At 52.9% G+C, this 19,678-nt stretch carries 17 protein-coding genes; 8 read left to right on the forward strand and 9 right to left on the reverse strand.

Features of this window, described 5'->3' with window-relative positions; genetic code table 11:
• Window positions 1–766 precede the first annotated feature (766 nt).
• Entirely contained in the window at window positions 767–1,735 is a 969-nt protein-coding gene (locus tag AC3G2T_RS37595; RefSeq protein ID WP_488438649.1) for a DJ-1/PfpI family protein, read from the reverse strand.
• A gap of 14 nt (window positions 1,736–1,749) precedes the next feature.
• Window positions 1,750–2,406, reverse strand: a complete 657-nt coding sequence (locus AC3G2T_RS37600) for a DUF2306 domain-containing protein (RefSeq protein ID WP_488438650.1) — start codon at window positions 2,404–2,406, stop codon at window positions 1,750–1,752.
• 140 nt (window positions 2,407–2,546) lie between these two features.
• Between AC3G2T_RS37600 and AC3G2T_RS37605 the strand changes: the two genes are divergently transcribed.
• A complete protein-coding gene (locus AC3G2T_RS37605; protein WP_488438651.1) occupies window positions 2,547–3,155 on the forward strand; it encodes a TetR/AcrR family transcriptional regulator in 609 nt (202 codons plus the stop codon).
• A 51-nt stretch (window positions 3,156–3,206) separates the two neighbouring features.
• On the opposite strand, the gene AC3G2T_RS37610 is transcribed toward AC3G2T_RS37605, so the two are convergent.
• A complete protein-coding gene (locus tag AC3G2T_RS37610; RefSeq protein WP_474680877.1) occupies window positions 3,207–3,926 on the reverse strand; it encodes a YebC/PmpR family DNA-binding transcriptional regulator in 720 nt (239 codons plus the stop codon).
• A 266-nt stretch (window positions 3,927–4,192) separates the two neighbouring features.
• Here AC3G2T_RS37610 and AC3G2T_RS37615 point away from each other — a divergent pair, with 266 nt between their 5' ends.
• From AC3G2T_RS37615 to AC3G2T_RS37630, 4 genes are read left to right on the forward strand one after another with little or no spacing between them, the layout of a single operon-like run.
• A complete protein-coding gene (locus AC3G2T_RS37615) occupies window positions 4,193–4,855 on the forward strand; it encodes a bifunctional transcriptional activator/DNA repair enzyme AdaA (protein ID WP_488438652.1) in 663 nt (220 codons plus the stop codon).
• Window positions 4,839–5,387: a methylated-DNA--[protein]-cysteine S-methyltransferase gene (locus AC3G2T_RS37620; RefSeq protein WP_488438653.1), complete on the forward strand. Its 549-nt coding sequence runs from the start codon at window positions 4,839–4,841 to the stop codon at window positions 5,385–5,387. Before AC3G2T_RS37615 ends, AC3G2T_RS37620 begins: the two co-directional genes overlap by 17 nt.
• Entirely contained in the window at window positions 5,380–6,093 is a 714-nt protein-coding gene (locus AC3G2T_RS37625; protein WP_488438654.1) for a 2OG-Fe(II) oxygenase, read from the forward strand. Before AC3G2T_RS37620 ends, AC3G2T_RS37625 begins: the two co-directional genes overlap by 8 nt.
• A 12-nt stretch (window positions 6,094–6,105) precedes the next feature.
• Window positions 6,106–6,918 (forward strand): SPL family radical SAM protein, encoded by an 813-nt coding sequence (locus AC3G2T_RS37630; RefSeq protein WP_488438655.1) that lies wholly within the window; start codon window positions 6,106–6,108, stop codon window positions 6,916–6,918.
• Window positions 6,919–6,990: 72 nt separating this feature from the next.
• Here the strand turns inward: AC3G2T_RS37630 and AC3G2T_RS37635 are convergent, their stop codons facing one another.
• From AC3G2T_RS37635 to AC3G2T_RS37645, 3 genes are all read right to left on the reverse strand, one after another.
• Entirely contained in the window at window positions 6,991–7,923 is a 933-nt protein-coding gene (locus AC3G2T_RS37635; RefSeq protein ID WP_488438666.1) for a phosphotransferase, read from the reverse strand.
• A 282-nt stretch (window positions 7,924–8,205) separates the two neighbouring features.
• On the reverse strand, window positions 8,206–9,231 hold the full coding sequence (locus AC3G2T_RS37640) for a hypothetical protein (protein ID WP_488438656.1): 1,026 nt from the start codon (window positions 9,229–9,231) through the stop codon (window positions 8,206–8,208).
• Window positions 9,232–9,594: 363 nt separating this feature from the next.
• A complete protein-coding gene (locus AC3G2T_RS37645) occupies window positions 9,595–10,458 on the reverse strand; it encodes a pentapeptide repeat-containing protein (RefSeq protein WP_488438657.1) in 864 nt (287 codons plus the stop codon).
• 191 nt (window positions 10,459–10,649) lie between these two features.
• Between AC3G2T_RS37645 and AC3G2T_RS37650 the strand changes: the two genes are divergently transcribed.
• Together AC3G2T_RS37650 and AC3G2T_RS37655 are read left to right on the forward strand one after the other, a co-directional pair.
• A complete protein-coding gene (locus AC3G2T_RS37650) occupies window positions 10,650–11,003 on the forward strand; it encodes a VOC family protein (protein ID WP_488438658.1) in 354 nt (117 codons plus the stop codon).
• A 258-nt stretch (window positions 11,004–11,261) separates the two neighbouring features.
• Complete coding sequence (locus AC3G2T_RS37655; protein ID WP_488438659.1) at window positions 11,262–12,839, forward strand: esterase/lipase family protein; 1,578 nt, start codon at window positions 11,262–11,264, stop codon at window positions 12,837–12,839.
• Window positions 12,840–12,917: 78 nt separating this feature from the next.
• Here AC3G2T_RS37655 and AC3G2T_RS37660 read toward each other — a convergent pair whose 3' ends face one another.
• Both AC3G2T_RS37660 and AC3G2T_RS37665 read right to left on the reverse strand, forming a co-directional pair.
• Complete coding sequence (locus AC3G2T_RS37660) at window positions 12,918–13,601, reverse strand: 4'-phosphopantetheinyl transferase family protein (protein WP_488438660.1); 684 nt, start codon at window positions 13,599–13,601, stop codon at window positions 12,918–12,920.
• Window positions 13,602–13,634: 33 nt separating this feature from the next.
• The gene (locus AC3G2T_RS37665; RefSeq protein ID WP_474680867.1) at window positions 13,635–14,030 is read right to left on the reverse strand and encodes a MarR family winged helix-turn-helix transcriptional regulator; all 396 of its coding nucleotides are present in this window, start codon (window positions 14,028–14,030) and stop codon (window positions 13,635–13,637) included.
• Window positions 14,031–14,324: 294 nt separating this feature from the next.
• On the opposite strand from AC3G2T_RS37665, the gene AC3G2T_RS37670 reads away from it, so the two are divergent.
• The gene (locus tag AC3G2T_RS37670) at window positions 14,325–18,506 is read left to right on the forward strand and encodes a sulfite reductase subunit alpha (RefSeq protein WP_488438661.1); all 4,182 of its coding nucleotides are present in this window, start codon (window positions 14,325–14,327) and stop codon (window positions 18,504–18,506) included.
• A gap of 69 nt (window positions 18,507–18,575) precedes the next feature.
• Here AC3G2T_RS37670 and AC3G2T_RS37675 read toward each other — a convergent pair whose 3' ends face one another.
• Window positions 18,576–19,181 (reverse strand): DedA family protein, encoded by a 606-nt coding sequence (locus AC3G2T_RS37675; protein WP_474680865.1) that lies wholly within the window; start codon window positions 19,179–19,181, stop codon window positions 18,576–18,578.
• Between the last annotated feature and the right edge of the window lie 497 nt (window positions 19,182–19,678).

The following is a 19,678-nucleotide window of genomic DNA, read 5'->3' on the forward strand; positions in this document are numbered from 1 at the left end:
ATGTTTTCTGTTATAGTTGCCATGAGTAGGGTTCCTTTCTTGGTGACTTTAGCCATCCCGAGAATACCCTACTTTTTTGCTGTCTGGAAGACTCCAGATCTTGGTACACAAACTATTGTACGCCATCTTGTTTCCGGAAAATTCCTGCAAATCTGCAGGCTTTTCCGTCCAAACCTAGGGCCCAGCCCCCTTATGTGCGGAAATTCCTGCACAATCGCAGGCTTTTCCTTCAAACCGGCCGGTTCCTGCGAAAATTCCTGTATTTTCGCAGGTTTTCGGGCAGGGCAGACCGTTGCTTGAATAGCCCGGGCCGCTCGAGCTAGTGAGCCGGCAGCGACGTGTGCACAAAGCCTGCAAAAGTGCAGGCTTTTGACCCTCGTAGCCCTTGTTTCCGGAAAATTCCTGCAAATCTGCAGGCTTTTCCGCATAAATCTAGCGCTCCGCCCCTCACGAGCGAAAATTCCTGCACAATTGCAGGCTTTTCCTCCAAACTAGCCTCTCCCGGCGAAAATTCCTGTATTTTCGCAGGTTTTCGGGCAAAGCATGGCTGTTGTGCAAACAATAGTGGATCGGACAACCGGGTTCGTCTTGATAGGACCTGATTTGGCATAACATTAGCGCTTGAAAAGCACTGTTACATATCCGCGGCGGCTTTAGTCGACAAAAATTAAGGCCACAGTACACAAAAAGTGTGCCATGACCTTTTCATCGATGAAATCGCCGACCTCCAGTAATTGACATGCCGCCGCGACCCGCTCTCCGCCGGCTATCGATTTGCTGCCGCGATCCGCTCGCCGGCCAGCTTGGAGGCTGGCAGCATACCGGCTTTGGCGACTCCTGTCATGACGCTGCCGGATACGGTTACGTCGAATTTCAAATTCAACCGCATAGGTTTGGTAACGCGCTGCGACCAGGAGAGCCGGTTCCCTTGAACGACGGGATCATTAAATTCGACAACCTCATCGCCCTGCCTGGCTGTTCCGCTGATCCGGCCGTTCCTGGTTGTGATATCCAGCATAACGGCTAGTTTGCCAACCGGCGTAGAGATAGCCGCGCTCCATTCGCCGTCGAAAATCGAGCCTTTGGCAGGATCGAACCCGCTTTGAAGCGGCTCGTCTGGAGCCGCATCAAAAGCCTGCTCGACCGCAGCAACGATGTGCGAATCGTCGGCGACCGCGACCGGGGCAAGCCCGCGATTTTGCCAGACCGTTCCCCGCCGTTCGAACTCAAACAAAGTCTCGACAGCGTGCGCGATGCGCGGTCCTAACTCGCGTTCGACCAAGTATAAGGCGACATCGAGGCCGGACGTCACCCCGCCGCCGGTTATCAGATTGCCGTCATCGACGACTCTCGCCGCCACCGGAACCGCGCCCGTCGCTCCCAGAACATCCATTCCAAGATGGTTCGTGACGGCATGACGGCCTTCCAACAGCCCGCCCATCGCAAACAAAAGAGAGCCTCCGCAAACCGTAGCCACAGTTATATCGGGTCGCTGAAAAGCTTCTCTCATCAAATCCGTCAACTGTGTTTCCATCGCTCTCTTGAGAATAGCCGGGACGGAATCCAGCCCATCTCCGCTTACTTCTCCGGACGCTCCGGGTACAACAATGAGTCCGGCTCGTTCCGGATCGAGTTTCCCGCCGCCCGAGCACATTTCAGCCGCGCAGAACACTTCATAGGGCGCCAAAGCATCCAGCAGATCAAAACCGTCAAACAAAACAATTTGTACGTGCATCGTAATCCTCCTTTCTATCCAACAGCTTTTATGTTCGGCTCCTTCGTATACACAAAACGAATCACGATCTCCGCGAGGATGAAGTTAACAAGTATCGATCCGTATACGCCGATTATGTAGCTTAGCTCATACTTCATTGCTAACCCGTTATGCAGAATAAAGGTAATCAGATGAATAAACAGGTTCGTAAAACAAAATACGAAGCTTCGAACCATCCATTTGCGATGTTTGGCGACCTGCTTGCGTTTAATTTGAACAATCGCGGCGATCGTCATGGCGAACCAGACCATACTCAACAGATTGAAGGCAATGCTCGTAACCCTCCCGCCTGTCGAATAGGGCGCCATATAACCGGAAGTTATACATACGATCAGGACGAAAATAACGTACAAATAGCCGTTTATTCTATGGAATTTCCGGTATTTTCGCAAAATCTGCGTGGAAAAATTCAGAGCTCCGGCCAACATAGCCAGACAAGCGGCAACGACGTGGATATGCATCACGCTCAACCAAACCGGAACATTGAGAGCCCGTCTCAGATTGATTTTTTGCCCCAGAAATGCGGCGGCCTGCGGGTCATGATACAAGTTCATAAACGCGACATAAATAATGTAAACAACCGATGCCGCCAACATCAGCGGGTATAAGTACTTGAATTTCGTTTTTTCCATAAAAATAGCCATCCTCTCCCCCTTCATCGGAACCGAACCGTCCGGTCTCTTTTATTGTACAACAAACTGCATTATAATTCACTTATGAAATGTTACAATATTATGAGAGAGTCCAAGCCACAGGTGAAAGGAAGCTGCACATGCGCAAAAGCGACAAAACAAAGCTGCATATCATTATGAAATCTGCGGAGCTTTTTAACGATAAAGGATATGCGGGTTCGACGATACAGGATATTATGGATGCGACCGGTTTGACCAAAGGGGGAATCTACCGGAACTTCGCGAACAAGGACGAGATCGCTTTGGAAGCTTTCGCGTATGCGGGCCAAGTTTTATGGGGGCATTTCTCCGCGGCCATCGAAAACGCTTCTAACGCAATCGGCAAAGTGATCGCCATGTGCGACGTTTACAGCGATACGGTCCACAACCCGCCAATTAAGGGCGGATGCCCTTTTCTTAATACAGCGGTCGAAAGCGACCACTCCTTCCCCGTGCTGCGGGAACGCGCCCTGGAAGCGTACGAAGGCATGTCCTCATTCATTCAAGGCATTTTGCGGCAAGGTGTCGCCGACGGGGAATTCAGCGCCGATATGGACACCGAATCTATCGCCTCTTTCATCTTCTCTTCCATCGAAGGCGGAATTATGGCAAGCCGGCTGACCCGGGACAACAAGCATGTCGGCCACGCCAGAATCAACATCGAACGGCTGCTGAACAGCTTTAAACCGGTGCGTCAAAACGCTGAATAAAACGATAAAAAGCCGCGTCTGTGCGGCTTTTCCTCTTTTCACGATTAGGGATTACTCTTCAAATTCCACATTATGATACACTTGCTGAACGTCTTCCAGGTCTTCCAGGGCGTCGATCATTTTTTCGAATTGCGCCTGTGCGTCTTCCGGGAGCGTTACGAAGTTTTGCGCAAGCAAAGTCAATTCGGCAACTGTAAATTCCGTTATGCCGGCGTTCTTGAACGCTTCCTGTACGGCATGGAACTGTTCGGGTTCGGCGTATACAACGACGGAATCGTCTTCTTCCTCGACGTCGCGCACGTCCACATCCGCTTCAAGCAGCAGTTCAATGACTTCATCCACAGTTTTGCCGGCGAGACCGATGATCGCTGTCGGATTGAACATATACGCTACCGATCCGCTTACCCCCATGCTGCCGCCATTTTTATTGAACGCAGAGCGCACAGTCGAAGCCGTGCGGTTCACGTTATTTGTCAATGCATCTACGATGAGCATGGAACCGTTCGGTCCGAAGCCTTCATAGCGAAGCTCTTCATAAGTTTCTTCCGAACTGCCCTTAGCCTTTTCAATCGCACGGTCGATGATCGCTTTGGGTACGTTGTACGTTTTTGCGCGCTCAAGCACGACTTTTAACGCCCGGTTGGATTCGGGGTCCGGCTCGCCCTTCCTTGCCGCCACATATATTTCAAGTCCGAACTTCGAATAAATGCGGCTCGTATTTACATCCTTCGAGGCTTTTTTTTCTTTGATATTGTTCCACTTACGACCCATGCTGATCCCACTTTCTTATTTTACTTGATCTTCGTTAACGGTAACGGACATGTTAATACCCAATCTATTATATCTCTTAGCGCCATACTTGAACAAGTTTATAATTTCGGATTACACATGAAAACGCCGCTAACAAAGTGCGGCCTGTAACGGCCGACGAGCTTGCCGAGCGGATTTCCCGCAATTTCGTTATCTTGCTATTACATTCGAAAATGCGTACAAACGATCCTTTTTGGGGTTATACTGTTCGTGGGAGGTGAGCGAAGATGACGAACCAAAAGAAGCAGGAACCGAAAATCGTTCATCGCAGCTTTGACGGCGGCGCGGCCGGCCCGGCAATCATGGAGCCGCTGACAGACGAGCAATGGCAAGCGATCATCGGCAACGATGCTTCGTATGACGGTCATTTTTATTATGCGGTCAAAACTACCGGCATTTTTTGCCGCCCATCCTGCAAATCCAGACCGCCGAAAAAAGAAAATATCGGCTTGTTTCGAACCGCGGAGCTGGCGCTGTCCGCCAAATTTCGCCCCTGCAAGCGATGCAAGCCTACCGGCGAGCGGCTGCCGGATGACGAATGGGTAGCTCTGGTCACGGCATACATGGACAAACATTACATGGAAAATTTAACGCTCGGCATGCTCGCGGATATCGGACATGGCAGCCCGTATCATCTGCATCGGACGTTCAAAAAGGTGACGGGCATCACGCCGGTCGAGTACATCCAGCAGAGGCGGATCGAGCAGGCCAAGGAGCAGCTTGCTTCGACGGATAAAGCGATTGCCGAGGTTGGCCGGAGCGTAGGTTTGTCAAATACGCCCTATTTTATAACTTTGTTCAAAAAGAAAACGGGCTATACGCCGGCAGGCTTTCGCCAAATGCGGCACCAAATGATAAAGGAGGCAACTGAACATGAGCAGCAAAACTAATTCGCCGATTTATTGGTCGGCACTCGCGCATGACGAGTGGAATATTCATATCGCAGCTACGGCGGCAGGGCTTTGTTTCGTAGGGTCGCAAAACCGCCCTTTCGAGGAATTGGCCGACTGGGCCCGCATCCGGTTCCCCGGCAGCGCGTTCGTTCGGGACGATGACAAGCTGCTGCCCTATGCGGCCGAGCTTACCGAATATTTGCAAGGGACGCGCACGAGTTTTTCCGTTCCTTTCGACCTGCGCGGGACGCCCTTTCAAATGGCCGTATGGAACGCGCTCTGCGCCATTCCCTATGGGCAAACTTTTTCTTACTCGGATATCGCTGAGCAAATACGGAAACCGGCTTCGGTACGGGCTGTCGGTGCAGCCATTGGGGCGAATCCCGTTTTAATAACGGTGCCCTGCCACCGGGTCATTGGCAAAAACGGCGCGCTCACCGGCTACCGCGGCGGCCTGGATATGAAAACGAAGCTGCTGCAATTGGAACGCAGCGGCGCTCCGGTCGAAGGAGGCTTGCAGCATGCCTGACCGCCTCGCTGCGCGCATGGCCGCTCTGGACTGGGAGTCGCTGCAGCAGTCGCTGGACAGGGACGGGTACGCGAAGCTCCCTTCCCTGCTCGATCCGGCGGCGTGCACGGACATTATCGGCACCTACGGGGAGCAAGAGCATTTCCGCAGCACCATCGACATGGCCAGATACCGTTTTGGCATCGGCGAGTACAAATATTACGACGCTCCCCTCCCCGCTCTGCTGCAGCAGCTGCGCTGCGGATTATATCCGCAGCTGTCAAAGACGGCCAATCGCTGGCTTGAGCAATTGGGCCGCGAGGCCGTTTATCCGCAGACGCTGGCGGAATTTCTGGAGCAATGCCATGAAGAGGGGCAGACCCGTTCCACCCCGCTGATTTTGAAATACGAAGCCGGGGGCTACAACTGCCTGCATCAGGATTTGTATGGAAAAGTATTCTTCCCTTTTCAGGTCGTTTTCGCGCTGAATCAAAAAGGCCAAGATTACACCGGCGGGGAATTTCTGCTTGTGGAACAGCGGCCGCGGGCGCAAAGCCGGGGCCACGTCATCGCCCTGGAGCAAGGCGAAGGGCTCATTTTCCCGACCCATCATCGGCCCGTATCGGGATCGCGCGGCTATTACAGAACGACGCTGCGGCACGGCGTAAGCACAATTACGTCAGGGACGAGATATAGTCTCGGCATTATTTTCCACGACGCCAAGTAAAGGCAGGTATGAATGGAATATTTATACAAACACCCCAAAACGATTCTGAATAAAGGGACCGGCTTTTTGCGCGGCTACAGTCATTCGCTGAACCCTTATACCGGCTGTTCGTTCGGCTGTTCTTACTGCTATGTGCGGCAAATGCCCGTCTCCACTTTCCGGGACGCGCCGTGGGGAACGTGGGTCGATATCAAACAAACGGCGGCAGGCGTTTTCCGCAAAGAGTTCCAAAAAGCGAAAGCCAAAGGGCCCGTCACCATCTTCATGTCATCGAGTACCGATCCGTATCAGCCCGTCGAATATAAGGAGCAAATCACCCGATCCTTGCTGGAAATTATGGCCTGCGATCCCCCTGATTTTTTATTCGTGCAGACCCGCAGTCCGCTTGTTCGCAGAGATATCGATCTGCTTGTGCGGCTCGGAGATAAGGTGCGTGTCAGCATGACAGTCGAAACCGACCGGGATGATATCCGGAAGCATTTTTCGCCGCAGGCCCCTCCTATCAACGCGAGGTTAAAAACGCTCCGACTGCTGGCCGACGCCGGCGTGCCAACCCAAGCGGCGATCGCGCCGATGCTGCCGAGCAGCAAAAACTTCCCTGCCCTGCTGCGCCCGCTCGTCAATCGCGTATGTGTGGACGATTATTTTATGGGGGACGGCAGCGAAGGAAAACGCTCGCGCCGCTTGGGCCTTCAGGCTTTGTACAAGCCGCTGGGCTTGGAAAATTGGTACGACCCTGCCGCCTATCGCATCGTCTACGAGCGCTTGAAGCAGGTTTTTCCCGAGGATCAAATTTATGTGAGCCAAAAAGGATTCGAGCCTTAAAGCCGTTTCTTGCGGGCGCTGCATGACGACGGTCGGTCGACCATCCCGGCATGTCCAGGGTTATAGTTTGTTTCAACTTTCAATAAATCGCAATGCGCATTGGGAATGATGAGCGGCCAGATTTTTTGCAAATTGTTGATCCGGAAATCCTCTATGAAGCAGCTTCAACCCTCCCGAGGTTAACGATATGTGGTGGTGGAATCGATAAAATAACATCCTGTCAGGATCGAGAGTATCGTTCTTTAAATACCGGTAGAAGTCCCCAAACCGCAGCTCCAAAAAACTGTGCTCATGTTCAATATCAAAGTACGCAGCCCCTTCGATATCGATTAAAAAGGGTTCCAGTTTATCATTAACCAGAACATGATCAGGACCCAGTTCCCCGTGAATAAATCCGTACTGCGTTCTAGGTTTAATCCTTGATTCAAGCTCATACAAAGAATCGAGCAGCTTGCTTTGATTGGACTTGATGCTATCAATATGGCCGGAGGCATAAGATAACTGCATTTTAGCATTTTCCATTTGTATGAGATGACAATGTTCTGTATGGGTGATTCCGGTATAATTCGGCTTGCCAAAAAAATGTCTTTCGTTGGCATGCATGCCGGTAAGCATATCCCCCAACCGCTGGAATAGTTTATCTCGAGCTTTTGAATCGGAATGATGGAAATAATGTTCCGCCATCTGTCCGTCTACGTATTCAACGAGGGCATAATCAAAAGGGTAACGGTTTCTTTCCTTATTCAGGTCATAAAGAAAGGGGGTTCGAATTCCACGCTGCGTTAAAAACTTGTTGTTTATTTCAAAATGATCGCTTCCATAGGATCGCTCGCACGTATCCATGTTTGCTATTTCTTCTTTAAAATAATTCATGGAAAGATCCCACACGTACAAAACGCAGGAAAATCCATTGCTGCAGTCGATCTTGTACACTACCTTTTGTGCGCCGCCGCGCATTTTTGATACGTTAACAACTAAATAACCGACACCTAAAACCTTTCTCACATACTCCTGCAGATCAGCTTGATCGAGGTGGCAAGTCATGTCCATTGAACATCTACACTCCATTTTATAAGTTTTGCCGGCAACCCAATAGTAAATATAATCCATCAAAAAGTATAGACTTTTTCTTTATGAATTGTTATGATGTTGAATAAGGTCTCGAAAAAAATAGCCATACAAAAAGCCTCTGGATCCGATTCCAAAGGCTTTTTTTCATATCCAAATGAAAAAGGAAGACTGCAACGTCCATGAAGACCTTTGCATCCTCCCGATAATGCGTGCATGTTATTCGCTGAATGACATATCCGACAAGCCCGTTCTGACCGCCAGTCCCCATCCAAAACTTTCGTTTTGCGATACTTGCGCGCGGACGGTGTTCAGCCCTGCTTTCCATTTGACCGGAACGCTGGCGAAGTTTGGCCTGATGCGCCCGTCGGAGGCAGGAGGATTCCATTTCCAGTCGCCCCGGTAAACTTCCTGTTCATTCACCCAGAGCCGAATATGGTCGCTGAAGCCGAGAGTAAGCACCGTCTCTTGTTCCTCCGCAATCGTATACAGGCTCTGCGCTTCGACTGCGATGCCCGGTTCAGCCTTAAACAGTCGATTGAGGTTCAGCGTGCCGTTCTCTTCCACGATAGCTTTCGTCCAATTGTGTTCGGAAGCAGCGGGCTGTTCGCCCGGCAGGTACGGCTGCGAAACAAGCCATTCCGTCACAAACGATTCTGATTGAAGAGCGTTGATATCGCTGTTTCTTCCGGCAATCGGCGACGGTTCGATTTCTTCGACGGTAAGATTGCGGATGCAGCTTGGCAAAAAGCTCCAGAAGCCGATTTTTCCCGCGGAACCGCCGTGCTGCAGGTTGGAAATGACAAGCTGCGGCTCAGGATCGTCGCCGAAATACACCGCCGCCCCGTTCGGCTGAACCTCCAGGGCCAATTGCTGCCATGCGCCGGTAGTGTCGGGCAGCGCCTTTTGATAGGCCGGTCCGTTATAAATTTGCCAAGTCATGGAACCGTTCATGACAGGATCGTATTGAATTTCGACCGGAGCCAAATAAACGAGCTCATAATTCTCGGCATCTCTCGCTCCGAAAACAAATCCGATGAACCCCACCTCTCCGGGGATGGCCACTTCGGCTTGAATGCGAAAAGCCTGAAAACGGATCTCGTCGCGAAGAAAAACTGCGGAGTTCGGCTTTTCAAGCAATAAAGCTTTGCTGCCCAGGAATTCGGCCGGACGCGCCCCGGAATCCCCCAAATCCAACTTCTCCCAATCATCCCAGAGCGTATAGAACAGTTTGGTTGACGTCATTGCAGCACCTCATATTTTCAGATTGTCGAAAAACTCGCACGTTGCAGCCAGAGCGGCCCATCCGACTTTCAGTGCGAAGAAAACCTGCAAACATACAAGAATTTGCGTCCTTGATCGCTCGCCACGAACAATTCCTGCAAAGGTGCAGGCTTTTCACCGAACACATAGGCTTATACTCACTTTCAGCGAAAATTCCTGCACTTTTGCAGGTTTTTCACCAAAACGAGCCACTTTCGCAAAAAAAACTGCACTTTCGCAGGTTTTGCAGCTTGCCAAGCCGCTCCAACTCTGGCTGCGCTAACAGAGCGTCCCTCTCAACACGCCTCGGACATCGCGGTTCCATGGAATGGTTCCCTGCACTTCCTATACAGGGAATTGTCCACCCGCGGCCGACCAGTGCGGCGGACGGGTGAGCGACGGCGGCAGCTTCGTATCACCGTCTCCCTTCGCTGCGTTAAGCTGCGCTTGGGTGAGAAAAATGCTCCCGGTAAGGTCCGCTCCTCCCAGGTCGGCGTCCCGGAAATCGGCCCCGATCAGATCGGCCGCTCTCAAATCCGCTCCCTTGAGGTCGGCGGCGATCAGGTACGCCCCTCTCAGGTTGGCGCACCGAAGGTCGGCGCCTCGGAGATTCGCGCCGATGAGGTCGGCTCCCCGGCCGTAAGCTTTTTGGCGCCCGGCGCGCCCCTTTTGCCGGCGGCGGGCTTCATCACGCACGAGTTCGCTCGCTTGCAGCAGCCATACATTGACATCCGCCCGGTGTGCCGCCACGTCCAGTTCCACGAGGGACTCGGGACTGAGCTGCGTGAGGCGCAGCGTTTCGTCTAGCGCCGCACCGAGCGCGCTGTGGATCGGCCGGGCCGGCTGCAGCGTCAGCGCTTCGGTCAAATACCAGAGCAGCTCATGAAGCTGCTTCATGATCGGGAACACCTCAAACATAAGCTTCGCGGACTCCGGAGCCTGCCGCCAGTCGCGTCCCTTGAAGGTCACTTGCGACACCTTCTGTCCCGCGCCAAAACAGTCGTAAACCGTGCAGCCGCGGAAACCCAACTGTCTGAGATTGTCGTGAACGCCGCAGCGGAAGTCCGGCTGCAAGTTTCGGCAAGGCTGTCCGGCGCTTTTGTCAGCCGCGAAGTCCGCCGAAGCCGCAAAGGGCAGCGCGACGCAGCACAAACCGAAGCAGTTTCCGCAATCGGCTTGCATGTGGTGGTATTCGTGATTCTCAGTCATAGCGTGATTTCTCTCCGCTTCATCTTATTTTCATATCGTAGTTTAACAGATATTTTCCCAGTAAAACAGTTTTTTCGCCAGCAAGAGCATGGGTGCCGCTATCTTTTACAAAACGAACAAACGATTGAATCCTGCTTTTATGATATATTCATAGCGTATCTGCCAATCCAAATCATGAAGGGATGACACTTATGCCAAATCCGGTCGTACATTTTGAAATCCTTGGAAAAGACGGAGCGAAACTGCAAAGCTATTACAGAGGTCTGTTTCAATGGGAGATTAGCGCCGACAACCCGATGAACTACGGTTTGGTCGATACAAAAATCGGCGGAATTAACGGAGGCATCGGCGGTTCGGAGTACCCGGGGCATGTGACGATTTATGTTGCGGTCCCTGACATGCAGGCGACTTTGGACAAGGCCGTCGAGTTGGGCGGCAAAATCATTATGCCGATTACCGAAATTCCCGGCACGGTGACGATGGCGCTTTTCACGGACCCGGAAAACAACATTATTGGCATCGTTAAAGATCAACCGCCGGCATAATCGGAACCAACGCGCAAACCTCCAACCCCACGTCAAGTGGCTTTGGAGGTTTTTTTGCTGCTTTCCCGGGGAATTTTGCGAATTCCTTAAGATGATATGTTCAAATTGTTAAATAAAACCTGAAAAACTTAATTCCTACTATATTATGCAAAAATAGATGAAATGAAATATTCACAAACATTTTAAATGCAAATATATGGAAAAAATGAGATACTAGTAGAGTAACAAAAAAATCCATTTTTTGAAAGGAATGAAATTATGAAGAAGTTTTACACCCTCATCCTGGCATTTTTACTCACAGTAAGCTTCGTAGTCACCCCTGCAAGCGCTTCAGTCAGCAATCCCAACCTGTCCCGAGTTCCGGGAACATGGGCGCCCGGAGCAACGCCCGCCAACCTCGATCCCAAGCTGCCGGTCATTTTGTTCGTACAGGGCCTTGACAGCTACGCCGGATCTTGGTATGAAACCAATGATATGTATCAGACCGCGTACAACAATGGGTATCAAACCGCTTTCGTCGAGTTGAACGATTCCGGCGGAACTCCCAAAAGTATGTGGGACAACGGCCAAATGCTGGCCCAAAAAATCGCCGACATCTCCAGCTATTTCAACAAAAAAATCGTCATCGTCGCCCACAGCAAAGGAGGCGTGGACACGCAAACCGCCCTTGTTCAGTATAACGCATACCCTTACGTGACTAACGTGATCACGCTGGGCTCCCCGCATCACGGTTCCCAACTGGCCGATCTGGCTTATACGAGTTGGGCGGGATGGCTGGCAGACCTCATCGGTTACAAAAACGACGGCACTTATTCGATGCAAACGTCCTACATGAACTACTTCCGCTCCGTAATCGACGCGAACCCGAACACCGCTTACAACAAATTTTACACCTTCGCCGGCACAGGCTGGTCGGATTCGTCAAAAGGCTCTTATGTCGCCGGCGGCATATTCCTGTCGCTTTTCGACAGCAATGACGGCGTCGTTACGGTGAGCAGCGCAAATGTGCCGAAAGGTACGATGGTCAAAGTCGGCACTTGGGACCACAATACGATCCGTCAAGGCTCCCAGACGTTCTCATTGTTCAAGCCTTATTTGACGGCTGCAACCAAAGTTTCCGCCGGGCAATCAGGCCAAGACGACCTTGTCACCATTGCATCGCCCGCCTCCGCTTCGGCCCAGGATGCCGACGCTGCCGGCAAAAATGTATTAGTCCGGGGCGGCAGCCATAACGGAACCGCAAGCGAAAGCTTCCCTGTAGAAAACGACGTTAAAAGCATTACGCTGGACTGGATTTCCGATCAAAAAGCGAACCGGGTCGAGCTTGTTTCACCTACAGGCGAGCAAGTGGGCGTAGAAGTCAAATCTTATCAGGACGAGCAAGTGTTCAAAAATGCCTGGCATCATGTTGCCGTAGTGAACCAGCCGAAACAAGGCGAATGGACCGTCAAAACGCAATCCGGCAATCCCGGCGGCTACATGATGACCGTTCGTTTCGACTCGGAACTGGACAAGTCTATTCAGTTGCAGCTCAACAACGATAAAACGAAAATGCACGTTCAGCGGAATAAAGCTTCCCTGAAAGCGGACAAGCTGAAAATCCAATATCAGGTGGATTTCACTCCCGAAGACGGCAATGCCGGCAAAAAGCAAACCCGCAAAATGACCAAACTCGAATCCATCGATTCGGACAGCGATGTCAATTTGTCTGACACAAGCAGTAAAGGCGTTTACCAAGCTTCATTCGTCGTCAAAGGACAAACTGCAAAAGGCGCTCCATTCGAAAGAACGCTGCTTCGTTCCGTCTACATTGACGAGAAAGGCAACAGACACTAAGACGCCATGAAAAAACGGCTCTTTCGCACAGCTTGCGAACAGGGCCGTTTTTTTGCCGCATTGCGCAACTATTGAAGCTTATGCATACAGCGAGTCTGCATCGACTTGAATAGGGTGTTCCGGCATAAAGGGCGATGCGGCGCATAACGATAATTTATAAGCCGGGTCGATTTCATACTGCTTAAAATAGAAGCTCCGCAAATCGTTTTCGGCGGTCAGACGGATGTCGTCCCCCTGCTTGAGGATGCTGAATGAATCCAAACCCAGACTGAGCCCTCTTCCATCGGCTTTGATATAGCTTTCTTTTAACGTCCAAATGTCAAAAAAAACAGCCAACCGATGCTCGCCGGGCATGTCCATAATCCATGCGCACTCGGCTGCGGAAAAAAAATGCCTGGCTATCTGCAGATCGATCGGTTGAATTTTCTCAACATCTACGCCTATCGGGTTCGAATCGACCGCACAGACGACCCAGTCCCCGGAATGGGAAATGTTGAAACAGACGCCATCCGCACCGTCAAGCTGCGGCTTGCCGTACGCACTCAAGCTGAAACGAATCTCATGGCGAGGCAGTTTGGCCGCAAGCCCGATCGCATGCTTGGCAAGCAGCTCCCCGATCGCCGAGCGAACCGCGTCTTCGATTCTCAGCATGCGCCGGACTTTGTTCTGTTTTTCCGGAGTTAACTGTTCCGTCATCCGCTCAAGCTTCAATCGATCCATACTTTCCGACACCCGCACGGCAAAAATTTGCGGTTTGAGCAAAGCAGATCCCTCTCTTCTTTTCAAATCGGCTCATTAATCGTTAAACTCAAGCAGTCCCGCTCTCATTAATTCGTCCATATGAATTTCGGACAACTCTTCAAGGAGGCCCAATCCGGTTGCGGTTAACCTTATAAAAATACTGCGTTTGTCATCCGGGTTCGGAAAGCGCTGCACCAGCTCCAGTTCTTCGCAGCGTTTAATCAGCTCCACGCAGGCATGAGGAGTAATTTGCAGGCGCTCGGCCAGCTCTTTTGGCGTCGCATAGTCACGGTCGGGAAAACCCATTATAGACAGCATAAGTTGATGGTACTGCGGGGTGAGCCCTTTTCTCCGCGCGGCCTCCTCGCTGAACCGGATAAATTTGCGTATGCGATATCGGAACAAAGCGAGCTGCTCGTACACATGTTTAGGCAATCGTTCCTTATTCATATCCAACACCTCGCTTCAACCGGAATATATTTACTGTACAGCATTCGCTTAAGAGGAACAAGCTGAAGAAATGAAAACAGCTCAGTCTGTTTGATCAAAGTCATAATACCTTACATATAATTAATGAAAATATGATTTGTGAACAAAAAAACATATTTATATGTCATATTTCATAACATATAATCTTGACTTAAATCGTTATACGATATATATTGAGCGTAAATAGTTATATCCAGTTATATTTCGTATCATGAAATCTGTCCGTGCCACGCACGTTAACGCTGGTGAATAAACATGACAACCAAAAAAGTGAAAAGCGTCTGCCCGTATTGCGGCGTCGGCTGCGGCATTGTGCTCGAAGTGTCCGGGGACCGCGTCGTTAAAGTTACAGGCGATAAAGAACATCCGACCAATTTCGGCCGACTGTGCACGAAGGGCAACACCTGCGCTCAGGCAATCGCCGAATCCGGGCGAATGGAATATGCCTACCGGCGTTCGACCCGTACCGATCAACCGGTTCAAACCGGTATCGATGAAGCGATCCGCGATACGGCTGCGCGGCTGCGTGCGATTCTTGACCGGCACGGCCCTGACGCGCTTTCCTTTTACGTATCGGGTCAAATGTCGCTGGAATCGCAATATCTCATCAACAAGCTGGCCAAAGGTTTCATCCGCACCAACAACATCGAATCCAATTCACGCTTATGTATGGCCAGCGCTGGCAGCGGCTATAAATTGTCGCTCGGAGCGGACGGTCCTCCCGGCTCTTATCAGGACATGGACCGCACGGACTTGTTTTTCGTTATCGGAGCGAATATGGCCGACTGCCATCCGATACTTTTTCTGCGGGTTATGGATCGGGTCAAGGCGGGCGCCAAGCTGATCGTCGTCGATCCGCGGCGCAACGCGACCGCAGATAAAGCAACGCTTTTTATGCAAATCAAGCCCGGTACGGATCTTGCGCTGTTGAACGGCCTCCTCCATTTGATCGTCAAAAACGGTCATACCGATCCGGCCTTTATCGCCGAATTCACATCCGGTTGGGAGCAGATGCCGGACTTCCTCGAAGCGTACACGCCGGACAAAGTAGCGGACATAACCGGCATTCCCGAAGCGGATATCCGCCGGGCGGCAGCATGGATCGGCGAATCGCCCGAGTGGATGAGCTGCTGGACGATGGGGCTCAATCAGAGCACGCACGGCACCTGGCATACGAACGCCATCTGCAACCTGCACCTGGCGACCGGCGCCATATGCCGCCCCGGCAGCGGCCCCTTCTCGCTGACCGGCCAGCCGAATGCGATGGGCGGCCGGGAGATGGGCTATATGGGACCCGGCTTGCCGGGGCAGCGTTCCGTGCTCGTCGAGCACGAGCGGCATTTTATCGAGAATATGTGGAACGTGCCGCGGGGCACGCTCAGAACCGAAGTCGGCACCGGAACGGTATCGATGTTCCAAAGCATGCAGGCCGGCGACATCAAGGCGTGCTGGATCATTTGCACGAACCCCGTCGCCACCGTGCCCAACCGCAAAAACGTCATCGCCGGCCTGCAGGCGGCCGAATTGGTCATTACGCAGGATGCGTTTTTCGATACCGAGACGAACCGCTATGCGGATATACTGCTTCCCGGCGCATTATGGTCGGAGGCCGAGGGTGTGATGATCAACTCCGAGCGGAACTTGACGTTGATGCAAAAAGCGGTCGAACCGCCCGGAGAAGCGCTGCCCGACTGGCAAATTATCGCCCGGGTCGCTTGCGAAATGGGCTATGCCGAGGCATTTTCCTACGACTCTGCGGCAGATGTCTACAAAGAAATTCAACGGGCATGGAACCCCAAAACCGGCTATGACATCCGCGGCGCCGCTATCGAACGGCTGCGCAAAGAGCCCGTACAGTGGCCCTGCGCCCCGGACAGCGAAAGCAGCCGGAACCCGATCCGCTATTTGAACGACGGGACCAGTCAAACGCTGAAAGAGCATGCCGACGGCAACCGCCCGCGGCTCGTATTTCCGACGGAAAGCGGCAAAGGCACCTTTTTGGCGCGGCCCTATTTGCCCCCTGCCGAGATGCCGGACAGCGACTTTCCTTTCGTGCTGAACACCGGTCGGCTGCAGCATCAATGGCACACCATGACCAAAACCGGCAAAATTCCGACGCTGAACAAGCTGAATCCGGGGCCTTTTATCGAAATTCATCCCGAAGACGCGGTGGCGCTCGGCATTGCCGATCAGGAGCGCGTAGAAATCCGCTCGCGGCGCGGTCTGGCTGTTTTGCCGGCTGTCGTTACCGACAGGGTGCGGCCGGGCAATTGCTTTGCCCCCTTTCATTGGAACGATGTGTTCGGCGACCAACTTGCGATTAACGACGTCACCAACGACGCGATCGATCCCATATCGTTTCAGCCGGAATTTAAATATTGCGCCGTCTCGCTGGTCCGTGCCGCAGAGCATTCCGCACAGGACCGGTCCATGCCTCAGGGCGATGAAAATCAAGCTTACGCCTATGCAAGCAAAGCGGCAGCCAATCAGAAGGAGGACGTGTATATGACGCAAATCGATACGCTCGCCAATATGCTCGGCATTCAATCCTCATCGACGATCACGCTGGATAATCACGAGAAAATGTATATCGCCGGATTCATAACGAGCCTGCGCGCCGAAGAAACGCGGCCTGCTCCCGGTATTCCGGTGCTGCCCCCCACCGCTCCGCTTGAGCCTGTCAAACGTTTTTGGCTTGACGGTCTGCTCGCCGGAATGTTTTCCCGGACGTACCTTCCCGAGGCTGGGCTCGCTCCAAATCACGCGCCGCCGGCTGTAGCGGAGATTACCGCCTCATCTTCGTCTTCGCCGGAGGCGGAGCCTGAAAAAGCCGGCAAGCCTCGCGTCGCCGTAGTTTGGGCATCGCAAACCGGCAATGCGGAAGGCGCGGCGAGCGACTGCGCCAAAAAGCTGCAAAGCTCCGGTTACAGCGTGCGGCTTGTCAACATGAGTGCCCTATCCGCAGCGGATTTGTCCGCAGAACGATTTGTTTTGTTCGTGGCGAGCACATTCGGTGCGGGCGATCCGCCGGATAATGGCGAAACCTTCTGGAAGCAGCTGGGAGCAGGCGATGCGCCCCGTCTGCCCGATCTGCGCTATGCCGTGCTCGCGTTCGGCGATTCCAGCTATGATCTGTTTTGCGGATTCGGACGCAATCTGGACACCCGACTGGAACAGCTTGGCGCGCAGCGGCTCATGAACCGCGTCGATTGCGATACGGATTTCCGGGAGCAGGCCGAAGCGTGGATGAATGCGATCGAAAAAGCGCTGGAACATGCGGAATCGGCCGCAGCACCGGAGATCGCGGAAAAAAAGCAATATGACCGCAATCATCCGCTGCGCACACGCGTCATTGCCAACCGGCGTCTGAACCGGGAGGACTCCGAAAAGGAGACGCGCCATTATATTTTCGACCTGGCGGATAAGGGGCTGCAGTACGAGGCCGGGGACGCGCTTGGCGTATGGCCGACCAATTGTCCGGAACTCGTCGAGGAGATTATAACGGCGGTCAAGCTGGGTCCGTCCGCACCGGTGACGGTGAAAGACCGCGGAGAGATGCCGCTCGCCGAGGCGCTGCTCCGGCACTTTGAAATTGCCCGCATAACGCCGGGCATGCTCCAGTTCGTGCAGGAGCGCTCGGGCAGCGGCATGCTCGCCGATCTGCTGAAGAGCGAAAATAAAGCCCAGCTGAAAAAGTGGCTGTGGGGACGGCAGCTCGCCGATCTGCTGCAGCAATTTCCGTTGACCGCCGGCGCGGATGATTTTATCGGAATGCTGAAGCCCATGCAGCCGCGGCTTTATTCCATTTCCTCCAGCCCGAAAGCGAACCCCGGCGAAGTTCATATTACAGTTTCGACCGTACGCTACTCCTGCGGCGGTAAATCGAGAAAAGGCGTCTGCTCCTCCTTCCTCGCGGACCGCTCCGATGCCAACGGCGAAATTCCGGTTTTCGTTCAAAAAGCCGCGCATTTCCGTCCCCCCGCCAACCCGGATGTGCCGATGATCATGGTCGGGCCCGGCACCGGCGTAGGGCCGTTCCGCGGCTTCCTTCAGGAGCGGCAGGCGACCGGAGCGAGAGGAAAGAACTGGCTTCTGTTCGGCGAACAGCGGGCCGACAGCGATTTTTATTTTAAGGAAGAGTTGGAGGAAATGCAGAAAAACGGCGTCCTGCACCGCCTGGATACCGCCTTTTCCCGCGATCAGCCCGAAAAAATTTATGTCCAGCACCGTATGATGGAACATGGCGCCGAAATGTGGAAATGGCTCCAGGAGGGCGCTCACTTCTACATTTGCGGCGACGCCAGCCGGATGGCCAAAGAAGTCGATTCGACGCTCAAAAAGATCGTTCAGCAGCACGGCGGCATGAGCGCCGCCGACGCGGAAGCTTACGTCAAAGAGATGACGCAAAGCAAGAGATACGCCCGCGACGTATATTAAATCATCACAGAAAAACCGGGATTCCTTTATTTGGAAAGGGTCCCGGTTTTCGTTTGCAGGAACGGGCTGCTAACCCGCGCGGCGCAAAAGCCATTTTCTCAGAAGCAATCCGGCGACAAGACATCCCGCGCCGATAAAAAACAGTTTCAAATACCGCTCCACCACGCCGAACACTTGCTGCCATTGTTCCCCGAAACCGTAGCCCAGCATGAAAAAAACGGCTACCCACAAGCAAGTCCCCGTATACGCATAAAGCGCTACAGTTTTGTACGGAACGCGAATAATTCCGATGAAATAACCGACAAACTGGCGGATACCGGGAATGAAGAAGCAGACGAGCAGCAGCTTGTCCCCGTATTTGTCATAATAGTGACGCGTTTTCCGTACCATCGACGGCTTTACCAGCAGCCATTTGCCGTACTTTTCGATCAGCGGCATCCCCAGCTTGTAGCCGATCCAGTACGTAATCGTGACTCCTGCTACCGCCCCGGTCAAAGCGGCCAAAAAAGCCGGCATCGTGCCGAGCACGCCTCTGAACGCCAAATATCCGGTATAGGTCAGCGTGCTGTTGCCGGGCGGAATCGGTGAGGCGATAAAATCCAAAGGCAGCCCGAGGAGCAGCACGAAATATCCGTATTGCCCGAACAAACGCTCCACCAAGTCGATAACATTCATATTTCTGCTCCTCATGATCAGTAGATTATCAGTCCCTACCATTATAGTATAATCCGATAACCCATAAGAAACCAAAAGCAACGATAAACGGCATCACAATTAAGCCTGAACTGTGCTTAAATGTTACGCCGGGGTTAACTGCTCTGGCGAAAGCGGCTAAGCAATCGTCGCGTGGCTCCGCCGATTAGCGCATGCTCACAGCCTCGCGGAAAAGACTTCCGGGAGGCTGTGAGCGCTGCGCCCGGGGCTGCTTACTCGCAACCAGTCCGCAAAACGCGACCTTGTGCCGCAGGGCAAAATCCGGCAACCCGTCGCAGGCGGATTCGCGGTAGGCTCCGCTTTAAGGGTCCAGACTGGGACAGCTCTTCGACTCCCAGCGGGTATAGGCGCTGTACCGCTCACCTTCTTCATCCGCGCTATCCGCAGCCTTGAGAAAATCGACGCCCGCAAATCCGGTCGACTTTTGCTCGCGGCGCTGGCGTGAGCAAAGCGGCTTG

The sequence above is a fragment of the Paenibacillus sp. sgz302191 genome (genome assembly GCF_057749925.1).